This is a genomic window from Paenibacillus sp. 01T442 (assembly GCF_056398345.1).
Map to the genome: position 1 here is coordinate 15,043 of NZ_JBFTPF010000021.1, position 13,629 is coordinate 28,671.

Here is a 13,629-nt window from a genome sequence, read left to right on the forward strand (position 1 = left end):
TAAGTTATTTACGCAGTAACGCAAGCGCCTGGTCTTCCGAAGCCCCGTGATGAACAATGGACATTAAAGCTTTGGTCATGCCAGCAGGATTCGGATGCTGAATGACATTGCGGCCGTACACAATACCCGATGCGCCTTGCTTCATCAGCTCCACCGTGCGGCTCATGATCTCTTCATCGCTTGCTCGGCCTCCCCCGCGGACAAGGACAGGAACGCCAGAAGCAATCCCAATGACACGATGATACTCTTCTACATGCTCAGATGGGTCTGCTTTAATGACATCTGCCCCAAGTTCAACAGCTTGCCTAACAAGCGGMATTATTTTGTTGATATCGCCATCGACGATATAGCCGCCTTTTTCCTCGTTTGCAAGCATAACTAAAGGCTCCACCATCAGCGGCATGCCGAATTTTTCACATGCTGTTTTAAGATGTGATACATTTTTCACACATTGATAATGAAGCTGGGGCTGATTCGGCAATTGCAACAGGTTCACACATACAGCTACAGCATCCATCCGGACCGCTTGCTCAATCGCTTTGTCAATCAGTTCGCTGAAAAGAAACGCAGGAAGCACATTCCCATAAATATTGGCAACATCTGTACGAAGCACAAGTCCTGGTTTATGACTGCCTGGGATGGCTTGCAAATGCTTGGCTTGACCTATGCTAAGTTGAATACAGTTCGGACTCGCATGAACGATGGTTTCAACAGCTTCCTTCATATTTTCGATTCCGGTTAGAAACTGAGCCTCATTAAAGAAGCCATGATCGATAGCTACATCAAAGCATTTCCCCTGCTCACTAAACATGCGATTTAATCTTGGTTGAACGGACATGTCTCCCACCCTTTTCATTGTTTTAAAATAACATTTAAAAGTTAATTTATAACATAATAATATGTTATTTTATAACATACGTCTATCACTTTTTCTATTCTGCGATAAAAAAATACGAGCTCCTAGATCCAACTCTAGGGCTCGCATGGTTAACCTACACTTTTACAGATCCCATCATAATACCGTCAATAAAGTATCTTTGCATAAATGGATAGATCGCAATAATTGGAATCAACCTTAATAACCTTCCATTAATGACTCTTGCACAACTTCTCCTGTTTCTTTACGATACCGTAGCGTAACAATTTCGAAGCCATTCAACTTGATTTCCTTATGCAAATTATTTTCCGGGAAATACAATTTGGCCGTTTCACCTTTACCTGAGGATTCAAATAAGCGCAAAATATAACCATCTCCATTCTCAGCTCTCTTGAAGGCAGTCAATTGAACGCTTGAAGCTTCAAGCTGGAATGGGCATTGCGGCTGCGTGCCTTCGCCGGATGGGAAGAATGAAAGCGCATATGGCTTTTCATGATGGACCAGCGCTTCCGTCTCGATTACAGCGAAGCGATTCTCTGCTGCACCCGCGTTCAACCAAAACGAGAACTCACGTTCTCCTTGGTCCATGCGAGGGAGGAATCGATCCTGAGGTAAGATCGGTCGTTCCCCAATCGGGTGGGCACAATATCCTGCGCCGCGGAGCAAGGACAAGCGAATCTCACCCGCTTGATAATCGGAACCATAGACGGAATCGTTAATTAACGTCACAGCACTAGCGGTGTGATCATTCGCAGATTGTTCCTGCGCAGCTACCCAGCGTTGGGCAACAACCTCATCGCCATTCCTCTTTAATTCACTGATGCCGTAAGCCGTCTGCCCCACATACGCCGCTTCCTCCAATAAGGTAGGTACGGACCATTTCAACATTTTATCCTTCTCGTTCCAATACACACGCACATGAATTTCAACTTCCGTTCCTTGCTTTGGAAGCTTATAGGTTTGGCAGATGACGGAATCGCCATAGCTGAGCAACGCCTCGATGACGGTGCGAACCGGACCATCCTCGACCACACGAACAGAGGCTAACTCACCTTGCTTAACGCCGCTGAACGTTGTTCCGCTACGAGGGTTCATCAGCTCGAATTCCCCTTCTACACTGTCAAAACGATTCACGTCCATCCGCCATGGATCTTCATTATCAGTCACGACGATCGGCTTGCATGCAGATGGCTTCAAGTAAGAGACGCCATCCACTCGATACGAATCGATGAGACCTGTCGAACCGTTGATGATGACATCCAGTCGCTCAGAACGGAAAATCCAATTGCCGCCCTCTGGCAGAAGCGCAACCGCTGGACGCTCCGGAATCATTTCCAATCGACAATCAAATCGGTTCATGGTCATCGGCTCTAGTACTGCTTTGAACACGGTGCGTTTCCGCCAATCCAAGTTCAAGTTACTCAGCTCTTTCTCTGGCTGTGAAGGCACCTGCTGTCCGCCTCGGTAAACCACAGGGAGCGAGAATTCCTCGTTCCAGTTCTGATCTTCCAGCATAAATTCACATTCTACTGTCGTCTCGATTGGGAATGGATGCGGATTAAACACAAGAATCGGATATTCCTTGAGCTGTGCCTTCGGCTGCCCCTTCGCTAAAGCGAAGAAAGCTCTAGCTTTCATCCGTGCGACAATTTCCAATCCATGATCCAGCGTTCGAATAGAAGCTTCTTCCGCTGGCTGTACGGATGTACCGGGTAAGATGTCATGGAATTGTGCGGTCATCAGATCGCGTAAAGCTTCGTGCATCTCCTTATGCGGATAAGCAAGTAAACGATTTAGCACGGCTGCCGACAACATTTTTTCCGTCATAAATAATTCACTTTCCAGCTTGCGATGCTTCTGTTTAATACGGATCATCGATGTGTAGCACCCAACAAATCGGGGATTCAAATCGCCGTCAAAGTTAGGTAATTCAACCTTCGCAAGGAGTTCCTTAAAGTACGCTTCCGGCGTGGAATGCCGAATATCAAAGCCCGTATCCGCTTTCATCAACTCCGCAATGTGACCCAAATCTTCCCGAGAAGGGCCCCCGCCATGATTACCGACACCCCATAGAACAAGACCAACAGGTTGATCCCCTAGCTGCTCCATATGCTGCTTGATTTTCTCTACTGATTTACCCAGCAAGGTGTTGTAGCCATCTTTCACCTTATGGGCAGCTAGTTTGGAACCATTAAAGCCTTCCCAGATAAAATCCTGTCCTGGAAGCTCGGGAAATGAATCTGGACGCATGAACACATAAGAATCATAGCCAGCCTGCTGCATAATTTGAACGAGCCCTTTACTATGTCCAAAAGAATCGAAATTAATTGCCGTTGTGGGCCGTGCACCGAATTGCTCCTCGAAATACATCCTTCCGCTCAGCATCTGTCTAACGAACGATTCGCCAGAAGGCATGTTGCAATCCGGCTGCAAATACCAGCCACCCATGATATGCCATTTCCCCTGCTTAACGAGCCCCTGTATGCGAACAAACAGTTCAGGTTCATACTCTTCAATCCACAAATAAAGATGAGCCTCATTATGGTTAAATACGAAGCCGCCATACTCTTCGCAGAATTCAGCTGCTGCACGGAAGGTCGAAACCGCCGCTGCTGCCCCCTCTTCCCATTCCCATTGCCAAACGGGATCTAGATGCGCATTGCATAATAAGTGTAATGATTTCATCGCATATCCTCTCAGGATGGTGCTCCTGCTTCCATCGCCAGTTTATTTTTCTTATACATATCCATATAGTAAGTAAGCACTTGCGGTTGTTTTCGGAAGCTCCGTATGACGGGCTATATTTTCACCTGTAGGAGGCTCGTCATCTAGCATTGTACAACCGACAACGACCACGAACATGACCGCAAATCCTATTCCCTTCATCCATTGCTTCACTACGAAGGCAGGGCCTCCTTCCATGATCTCTCGATCATCTTATTGTATGTAGTCTAAAAAATAGAAACCAATCCCTCCTTGACGGATCGAATGAAAAGGTTCACATTCTCTCTATCTTAAGGGACTGGCTTACGAATTAATACTATAATCTAGGACTTTTCGTTAGATTTCAGGTACTTTCGTCAGCTGCCCCTGCGATCTGAATTTTAAAAGTTGTACTTTTAGGAGGAGACCGAGTTAAATGTAAGCACATTTTAATAATTAAATAAAAAAAGGCCTTACGATTTCTCGTAAGGCCCTGCTTTGCGCAATTTTTTTCTATTTCATTCTAATGCACCAGCCGCCCATCCCATATCGCTTACAGATATGGTCGATTTGAATCAAGCTCAAATCCTTCGCCTCTATTTTGCGGTGTTCACCGCCAAGGTTTAAAATGTCGCCAGTTTTAAAGCAAATCGCGGTGAATCTTAACAACGAGCTTGACTAAATGCACGCTCCCTGTCGGATGACAATTAGGTCGATGAATTTCGCCAGGCCAATAGACGGTGAAATCGCCTGGTAGAAGCCGGATACGTCCTTCGTTCTCAACATGTTCGAACAGGATGTAGTCGCTCTGCTCCAGTTTGTCTTCAACCGTTTGGTTCAGATCGGAGGTAGATGCGAAGCCTTGCCATTCTTCCCCTTCCAATACGAAATGGATGTCGGCATAACAGGCATGTGCCTCGGCAAGCTGTTCCTCAAACAGCTTTGTCATCGGTTTCTGCTTCATGACGTACATGTTCTTCCCTTCAAATTCAACCGTAGAACGCATATCGGCCGTGTTCATATTTATGACGTATTCGAGTGCACGACATACGGCCTCACCGTATTGAAATTGGTGATCCTGCCTATGTCGGATCGTATCGATAATCATCGCAGACTCCTCCTAATGTCCGATGCCCGTATTGCTTCGGTGACGACACAGCACGTTACTCTCAACGTAGAATACTCTGATTTGTTCACATTCTTTTACGGTAAACCGTTTAAGCGGCTGGCGGACGGCCCACGATGAGATAACGCCCTGCAAGTAAAGCATATATTTCTCATAGGGGATAACATCGAACTGAATCATATGCGCGATCACCTCGTTGGCTTCGGATTGCATCGCCAGCAGCGTTGGCATATGAGGCCGCTCTTCTGCCGCTATCAGCTTATACATCTGTGCGAACAAGCCGGGCATCATGTTGAACGTGCTGCCAATGGCACCGTCTGCCCCTGCATAAGCGCCTCCCGAATAGATCTCGTCATGTCCATTGAAAATCAGGAATTCACTGCCGCATCTTGCCCGAATCTGCTGCATCTCAAACAAATTCAGCGACGTGAATTTCACTCCGATGCATTGCGGATTACGGCTCATCTGCTCGTAGAAGTCCATGGACAAGCTGACCCCTGTCGCTCCTGGGAAATGGTAGACGATCATCGGGAGCGGGACCGCAGCCATAATGGCCTCGTAATGCTCTCGGATTTCTTTCATCGTCACCTTGTAGTAGAACGGAACGACAGCCGATACTGCGTCGACGCCTTGCTTTTCCGCGTGTTTGGCAAGTCTGATCGATTCCAGCGTGCTGATGCAACCTACGTGCGCAATAATTGTAACCCGCCCAGCAGCAGCCCTAACCACCGTCTCCAATATTTGTTCCCGCTCACCGCTAGTCAAAATAAATCCTTCTCCAGTGCTTCCCCCCACATAAAATCCATGAATGCCCTGACTAATTTGATGCTCCACTAGATTTGCCAAAGATTCAAAATCGATTGCGCCATCCTCATGCATCGGTGTCAGCAGCGCCGTAAAAATACCGCGAAACGTAGATCGTTTTTCATTGTTTATAGTTTCGTTGTTAATCGTCATACTCCTATTTCCTCCMTTGGCGCCATAGCGCTTGTTGTGAATCGTGATGATTGTATTGTAGCGCCAGGCATGGTGATGCGTTTCTCATTTTTTTATTAAAACTCTCATTTCTTTATGAAACCGACTCAATTATAATGAAGCTAAAACGGAAGGGAGCCAAAGGTGCCATGTACCCGCAGTACTTGTTCGAATACCCGAATGTCGAAACAGACTTTCCTTTTTATATGAAAAAAAAGAAGTACACCTCGGTCCCGTCACATCGCCACGACTTTATCGAATTATCATTCGTGCTTGAAGGGACGGGCAAGGAACGCATCAACGGTACCGAGCATAACTTGCAGCCCGGCACAGTCGTTCTTCTGCTGCCTTACCAGATTCACGAATATGATGCCACGCCAGGCGAGACGCTGCAGATGTATATTTGTAATTTCGATATGAAGCTGCTTACTGCGGGCCCGGAATCGGCCTGGGGCGTGTACGAGCTTCTAATTGGCAGCGACAATCCCAGATCAACGCATATCCGATTGGAGGGCCACGATTTCGAGGAAGGGCTGCTGCTATGGGAACGGTTGTACCGGGAATACGAATCGTCGAAAGCCTGGAAGCCGATCATGCTGCGAGCGTTGCTTCTCGAAGCATTGGCACTGTTCGTTCGAGGCAGCGACAAGCCAGACGGAAAGCGAATTGAAAGGCAACACCCAAAAAATTCCAAGAGCATCTGGCCTATTGTCCAGTACGTTTACGACCATTATCTTGAACCGTTATCGCTGACATCATTGTCCGAGCAGTTTCATATACATCCGACACAACTCAGCACGCAGTTCGGAAGCGAATTCGGCATCCATTTCATCGATTTCCTTCATGAGCTTCGGATCCGACACGCTTGCAGCCTGCTCATTTCCTCGGATTTGCCGATCTCGCAGATCGCCTACGAATCCGGTTTCTCTTCCTATCCCACGTTCTCCCGCTCCTTTCTTCGCACGAAGGGAATGTCGCCGCGCGATTACCGGGAGCAGCAAGGGCGAGAGCACTAAATCTCTGTTCTCCTCCGAAACATATTAAATCCCTCCATTCCATTTGAAAATAAATTTTGGACCGCCTTATATTAGAAAAGCCCGGTCAGAATTATCTCCTAACCGGGGCAGGCCATTATTCTAGCGCGTGGGCAAGTTCAATCAAGATGTCTGCCAACTCGTTCGGAATCCGTTTTCCTTTTTGCGCTGATATCTCGTTCACATAAGCGCCATACTGCGAATGTTCCAGCTTTTTGACAAGCGAGTTGATCACTCCGTTCGATCCAGCACCGGTTACGAATCGCTGTGTTACTATCATTAAGCTGTCCCTTGTCACTTGAATTGTGTAGCTTGATGTTTCGATTGAAGTGTTGCCTGCTGCATCCTCAGCAGTTGCCGATACCTGATGTGTGCCCAACCCCAGCATATAGGCAGGACTATCAACCAGCAGCCCGTTACAATTGCTGTAAACAATGCCCGATACGCTATCCGTGGCCGAACATGTTATCTTCACATTCTGATCGACAGTAAACGTGCCAACGCCGGAAATCTGCACGACCGGGGAAGTCTGGTCAATTTTTAATGTAACCGACTTAGCTTGCTCCACATTACCTACAGCATCGGTTGAGCGGTATAACAACGTATGTGTTCCATCTTCAACAAACCTAAGTTCCTGCGTATATGGCTGCCATGTGACACCGTCATTCAAACTATACACAGACTCTGTCACACCGGATCGATCATCCGTGGCGCTCAGGTTAACTTTGACAGCAGATACGTACCAATCATTATGCTTCGTTCCGGCAAGCGCAGCAAAAGTAGTTGGCGGGGTATCATCTGTTACGACCCACTGCATGGAACGAAATTTATTGGACAATTTGCCGTCGCCGATCCCRCCCCCCCATTCGATCCAACCTTTCCTACCGTTACCATCATTGTCATTAACCAATAAAGAGAAGCTGATGACCCCGTTCCTTTCAGCTTTAATCGGTGTTAATTCCGACCAAGGAAGCCCCAACTCGTAAATCGTTTCGTGCTGATTTTCATCTCTCGTGACGACAAGATCGCCATTTGTCACCAACCCTTTACTTACTCCCGGTGGTGTAATCCAGCGATAAATTTGCGGACCGTTTGGTGTTTGGGAAATCCCGTATTCATACCAACTGAGACTCTCTCCCGGGAGTCCGTTCGAAATTGCGAATTGAAAGCTGTCATTTTTATAAATGTCCGCTCCGGTAAAGGGTGCAGTCATGGTGTTATCTTTGACCCTGGCTGTGATATACAGACGATTCGAATCGAAGTTAAGCCAAAATTTCCCACTTAAATCACTTGCGCCTTGATAACCTGTCATCTTGACTGTACCCTTGGACAGGTCGATTGTGGAGGAAGCGGCTGCCGTTTCTGGATCGAGCCCTCCGCCAACGTTTACCGTCCCTTGCATAATGGGATTGAATTCAGCCGTTCCTTCATAAGTGAATGGATCGAATTCATCAAAGTAGACCGTGACTTTAAGCGCATTGGTTACCCCTAGACCGTAACCGATAAGCGGAATATCATATACATCTGCGGAACTGGACTGAACCACAGCATGTATGTCCTTCGTTCCCGATTGCGTACCGAACTTCCATTCGACTTTTTTAACTTGCAATCCTTTGGTGGCAGAAAGATTGTTAATCTGAATTTGAAGCGTTTTGGTCATCGTATCTACGTCGGCAAAAATGGGACGAACCTTGACTTCATAGGACTGGAGAGCTGTAACCGCACTCCTTATCATGCCGATCTTGTCATTCCCTTTCGTCAAGTAACCCTTAACCAAGCGGACTCCGGGTTCATTCAGATTCGAAACGGTCAGCATTTGGGTAACCTTATGACCACCCTCGGCAACTACCGGATATGACTCGCCTTCAACCTTCAAGCTAAATGAGTATGATGCAAATGTTGTATTATCGGTTTCCAATGTCAGATTGATCGGATCACCAACCCGAGTGGGATCTCCATGCAGGGAGAACGTGGAATCCTTTTCGACTCCGGAAATATGCCCTTTTATAAAAAACGGCTCATCGTTTAATGTCACATACACATTCCCATTATAGGGGACGTAGGTTTCTGTATTTCCCATCATATCCGTGATTTGGATCGAATTGGTGGTATGAATAACAGCCGGGACCGACGAACCTATTGCCCACAAAGCTCTTATTTGTTCACCGTTCTTTTCAAAAACGTAACTTCGGATGTCAGTATCCGTCGAATCCTTACTTACGAACTGTGCGCCGCCAAGTGCTCTTGACATGGTCGCATAAGCCGCGTAGGCAGGCTTAGGCGTGTAAGCGCCCAGTTTATCATTCGGATTACGGATGATGCCGAAATTATCTTCGTTATAATTGAGCTGAACTCCATCGTTCATAAAATCGTACCACATAATTTTATCGATGCCGTTCGCGATTGAAACGACGTAACCACGAATCAGGTAGTCCGCCTGCTTCTGTTCATCCACTCCGCGACTGTCCAGTTGCGTCGGCCAGCCTGTCTCGGAGATCCAGATCGGTTTCAGCTGCCCATTATTGTAGGTCCGAATCAAGTCCTGCAAGCCTTTAATTTGACTTTCCAATCGTTCCGGCTCACCGGGATAAACATAAGGATGAACGGAAATCACATCCAAATATTGCATGCCCCCAAGCTGGAATACTTTTTCCATCCAATTCAMGTCGATAGCCATGACCATGCCCACGACAGGCATGTCAGGATGCGCAGCCTTGACTGTTTCATATGTTTTTTTCAGCAATGGAAAATAGTTTTCCGGTTTGGAATCTGCCGGACCGTTTCCTCTGTCCCCGAAGCTTCCGTTGAATTCGTTGAAAACCTCGACGGCATCAAGCTGGCCATCGTAACGATCCGCATATGCTTTCACATAATTGGCGAATCCTTCACGGCCCTCATCGGTATAGGGGGTGCTATTGTTATCGTAAAACGGGTTGTTGAATCCGGAAACAAACGTGAAATCAAAATGATCATCATTCAACTTCGCCATGTAATCATCAGGAGAAGGAGAAAAGGTGTATGAACCCTTTTGCTTTTCAATACTGTTCCATTCTCTGCCGTCCCGAACCATATCGATTCCGGCATATTTCATCATTTTTATCATATTAGCAGCATCTGCCGGCGGGATACGGTGCAGATGGGTAGCCATCCCGAACGGAGAATTCGCATGCCCCGATTGATCTAAAGGAGAAAGCACGGCAAACGGAGTTTTGATGGAAACGGGATCGCTGATGTTCGATTGGACCTTAATTTGTAGAGTGAAATAACCGAACGTTGTAAAAGGAACGGTCAAAATAGCCTCGCCCTGAACAACCGGACTGATCCCTTCGGAAACCGCAGCTCCTTGATAGTCATAGACTGCCCACGTTACGCTTGGTCTTGTAGATATTACCTTAAATTGGATAGCCTCATGATCCATAAACACATTGCCCGGACGAAGCTGTACCAGTTTCGTGGATGGCAACATCGTTGTAATAAAAGGGCCATCCGTGCTCCATTGATTCAAGCCGTTCACGGCCTCAACCTTAAACGTGTACTTTTGATCGATTAGCAGCCCCGTAACCGTATAAGAGCTTACAGTACCGGCAACCGTCCCCAGGAGGATTCCGTTTTGATAGATTTTATAACCAGTTACGCCAACAGGGTCCGCCGCAGCCGACCAGTTTAATTGTAAGCCCGTTTCATTGGGATTCGAAACGGTGAGGCTTCCTCCGGACGGCCAATTGGGAGCGTTTGCATTTACTCGATCTGTGGAAAGTTCCAGATACGGCCGGTTCACCGTGTTTTCCATGCTGTTAATTTGCACAGCATGACCTTGTGCAGCTTGCTCCAAGAATGCGAAACTGACCGTCTGATCCAACGCCTTTTGCCTTTTCACAAAAGCAGTCACATCGACTTCATACCAGCCCGCTGTTTTGCCTACATCGATGTTGGCGATGTAAGTATCAATAGCTGGCTTCGTATTCCAAGTTACCGTGTTGGCTTTCCATGAATCGTCCTCCATACCAAATACTTGGACACCAATTGTCGAATTCTCGGTATCAATGGCATAGATCTTTAATTTGGCCGACCCAATCTCGCTGGCATAATATTTCAAATCATACTTCATATACGTTTGCCGGTTTAAATTGGCGTCTGCATCAAAATTCTTCACACCTAGCAACGCAGCTGTTCCATAGTTATCATTCGCGTTCCCTCCGCCCCGGACATAGGTGTCCTCGAGTGGCAGAATAACCGTCTGTTTCGGGTTAGGCAACGTTACGGTCACATACGGCCCGTCGTTACTCCATTGATTCAGGGCATTACCGCCTTCAACCTTGAACGTAACCTTCTGTCCGACCTGCAATCCTGTCACCGTGTACGAAGTTACCGATCCGCCAACCGTTCCGATGACATTTCCGTTTTGATAAATCGTATAGTTTGCCACGCCTGCCGGGTCTGTGGCCGCCGTCCAGTTCAATTGCAGGCCTGTTGCGCTTACATTAGAAATATTGACTGCCCCCCCAGACGGCCAATTGGGAGCGCTTGCATTTACACGATCAGTGGAAATTTCCAAATACGGACGGTTCTCCGTATTCTCCACACTATTGATGTTCACAGCATGACCTTGTGCAGCTTGCTCTAAGAACGCGAAGCTGGCTGTCTGATCCAACGCTTTCTGCCGCTTCACGAATGCCGTCACATCGATTTCGTACCAGCTCGCTGTTTTGCCAACATTGATATTGGTTATATAATGTTCGGGAATCGGCTTGGTATTCCACGTTACCGTGTTTCCTTTCCATGCGTCGTCTTCCATGCCAAACACTTGAACGCCGATCGTTGAATTCTCAGTGTCAATGGCATATATCTTTAACTTGGCCGATCCGATCTCACCTGCAAAAGAGCTTAAATCATATTTCATGAAAGCTTGTCGGTTAATATTAATATCCGCATCAAAACTCTTTACACCTAGAGTTGTAGAGGATCCAAAGTTCGTATTCGCATTCCCTCCATTTCTGACATAGGTGTCTTCGCTCGGATTTAATTGTGAGATAACCGGATTAGATGGATTAGATACCGCAGCTAAAGCAGACATTTTATCGTTTGCATAGGGAACAAGCGGAGCAACAAAACCTTGGAGCAAAGCAGCTGTCATTGAAAAAGCTAAAACCATACTCGTTATTTTCAATTGCATCTTTTTTATCATTTACTCACCTCATATCGTTATTTTAAAATAGTTGCCAAGCGCTTTCCCCGGACATGATGGACATCCGGAAAAAGTACTTGCCAATTTCGGTACAGATTGTTATTTAAAATTGTTCTTGTTCTTCTGATACCAATCCTGGACCTGTTTATCTACGTTATCTCCGCCGAGGCGCTTCCATTCTTTGCGGAGGTCGTTCAGTCCATCCTGGGCTGTTATGGACTTCCCACCGGTAACCACTTTCGTTTCAATCTGAACAGCGATCGGTGAGAACGTAGAGATCAACTGGGTTAGTTCAGGAATATCTGGGCTGTATGGTATATCCCTCCGGTATGTATTCTTCATCGTCAATTCGAGCGATTTCGCCTTCAACTTGGCATAGTTCTGAGATATCTCATCTTTCGCCGCCATGTCTACGATTAATTTAGGTGTCATCATCGAATCGATCATGAGCGCGTATTCGCCAGCATAACTGACTTCCTTGATAAATTTGTCCTGATTAATTGTCTGCCGAACGCCATCAACTGTTTTATAATGTACGTTCTCCTCCCCATACTTGAGAGGTACCCATCCATCCGTCAGCATCCAGTCTATAAATTGTATGGCCGATTTGATCTGGTCTTCCTTCATTTTACTGTTAAATACTGTAAATACACTCGGTGGCGCTTCCTGATATAAGCCGTTCTTACCAAACTTGGTACTGACCGATTCGAGCGGTGTCAACTTCGCATCTGGCACATTTTTCAGCAAATCGCGATAGGCGTTATCCATACTCCCCGCACCCCATTGGCCCAAATATATGCCTGCTTTACCGGTCGTCAACAACTGGGTTGAGCGCTGAAAATTAGTGTCTGTAATATATTCCTTGTCGATAAGCCCTTCGTCAAAGAGCTGCTTCTGGAATGCAAGCGAATCCGCGTAACGGTCAAGGAGCCTGCCGTATTCCAGCTTGCCGCCTTCCACATACCACTGATTTTCCTGTGTGAAAAATAATGCGCGCAAAATACCGACACCGCTACCGCTTAATGAAATCGGAATAGTGTCCGCTTTGCCGTTGCCATCCGGGTCACCGTCTCTAAATTTGCGAGCGACTTCGAGAAATTCCTCTGCCGTAGACGKAGTCTTTAGACCTAGCTTATCCAGCCAGTCCTGACGAATCCACATGCCGTGATTGGCGACCGTATCACGCGCGAACGAAACCGCATACGTTTGACCGTTGACGTTCAGATAAGGTTTAAGCTCCGGGTGCTTCTCCAGATAAGCTTTATACGCCGTGCTGTATTTGTTGATATAATCGCCGATCGGCTGAATTACGCCTTGATTGGCCAACTGGCTGATGTAATTTCGGTCATATTCCCAGATCAAATCAGGTGCTTCACCGGAAGCGATCAAGGCGTTCAATTTGGGCTGCGCCTGGCTCCGGGTAACGGGAACCCATTTGACATTTACAGGTGATTTCTCGTTGATCCACTTTGTCCACCGGTTGTTTTCATAAGTACCTTCCTCCGTCGGMACTGCACCTCGATCAAACATCGATACGCTGATTTCCTTCTTAGGTCCCGTACTTGGAACGGTGGTGGAGCCGGGTGAAACTGAAGACTGTACAGAAGAAGTATCCTTGGAACTACATGCGGCAAGCATTGTTAAAGACATGGTTATAGCGAGAATAGCTTTTCCCGCTTGTTTCAACTTGCTCATTCTTTCATCCCCTTACATGTATAATATTTATATC

8 protein-coding genes are annotated in these 13,629 nt (G+C 46.8%); 1 reads left to right on the top strand and 7 read right to left on the bottom strand.

Features of this window, described 5'->3' with window-relative positions:
* Nucleotides 1-4: 4 nt before the first annotated feature.
* From AC1DLM_RS17880 to AC1DLM_RS17900, 5 genes are all read right to left on the bottom strand, one after another.
* Entirely contained in the window at nt 5-838 is an 834-nt protein-coding gene (locus tag AC1DLM_RS17880; protein ID WP_477570727.1) for a class I fructose-bisphosphate aldolase, read from the bottom strand.
* 237 nt (nt 839-1,075) lie between these two features.
* The gene (locus tag AC1DLM_RS17885; protein WP_441987397.1) at nt 1,076-3,562 is read right to left on the bottom strand and encodes a glycoside hydrolase family 38 N-terminal domain-containing protein; all 2,487 of its coding nucleotides are present in this window, start codon (nt 3,560-3,562) and stop codon (nt 1,076-1,078) included.
* A 51-nt stretch (nt 3,563-3,613) separates the two neighbouring features.
* Nucleotides 3,614-3,775, bottom strand: coding sequence for a hypothetical protein (locus AC1DLM_RS17890; RefSeq protein ID WP_441987398.1), 162 nt, complete (start codon nt 3,773-3,775; stop codon nt 3,614-3,616).
* A gap of 445 nt (nt 3,776-4,220) precedes the next feature.
* Complete coding sequence (locus AC1DLM_RS17895; RefSeq protein ID WP_441987399.1) at nt 4,221-4,688, bottom strand: NanQ anomerase/TabA/YiaL family protein; 468 nt, start codon at nt 4,686-4,688, stop codon at nt 4,221-4,223.
* Between the two features lie 12 nt (nt 4,689-4,700).
* Complete coding sequence (locus tag AC1DLM_RS17900) at nt 4,701-5,663, bottom strand: N-acetylneuraminate lyase (RefSeq protein ID WP_441987400.1); 963 nt, start codon at nt 5,661-5,663, stop codon at nt 4,701-4,703.
* Nucleotides 5,664-5,830: 167 nt separating this feature from the next.
* On the opposite strand from AC1DLM_RS17900, the gene AC1DLM_RS17905 reads away from it, so the two are divergent.
* The gene (locus tag AC1DLM_RS17905; RefSeq protein ID WP_441987401.1) at nt 5,831-6,697 is read left to right on the top strand and encodes an AraC family transcriptional regulator; all 867 of its coding nucleotides are present in this window, start codon (nt 5,831-5,833) and stop codon (nt 6,695-6,697) included.
* Nucleotides 6,698-6,812: 115 nt separating this feature from the next.
* Here AC1DLM_RS17905 and AC1DLM_RS17910 read toward each other — a convergent pair whose 3' ends face one another.
* On the bottom strand, nt 6,813-11,900 hold the full coding sequence (locus tag AC1DLM_RS17910; protein ID WP_477570728.1) for a CBM96 family carbohydrate-binding protein: 5,088 nt from the start codon (nt 11,898-11,900) through the stop codon (nt 6,813-6,815).
* Nucleotides 11,901-11,999: 99 nt separating this feature from the next.
* On the bottom strand, nt 12,000-13,595 hold the full coding sequence (locus AC1DLM_RS17915; protein WP_477570729.1) for an extracellular solute-binding protein: 1,596 nt from the start codon (nt 13,593-13,595) through the stop codon (nt 12,000-12,002).
* Nucleotides 13,596-13,629: the final 34 nt, after the last annotated feature.

Bases quoted from the DNA above. Each gene is read 5' to 3' on its own strand.
- AC1DLM_RS17885 (WP_441987397.1), bottom strand. From the start codon at position 3,562: ATGAAATCATTACACTTATTATGCAATGCGCATCTAGATCCCGTTTGG.
- AC1DLM_RS17895 (WP_441987399.1), bottom strand. From the start codon at position 4,688: ATGATTATCGATACGATCCGACATAGGCAGGATCACCAATTTCAATAC.
- AC1DLM_RS17900 (WP_441987400.1), bottom strand. From the start codon at position 5,663: ATGACGATTAACAACGAAACTATAAACAATGAAAAACGATCTACGTTT.
- AC1DLM_RS17905 (WP_441987401.1), top strand. From the start codon at position 5,831: ATGTACCCGCAGTACTTGTTCGAATACCCGAATGTCGAAACAGACTTT.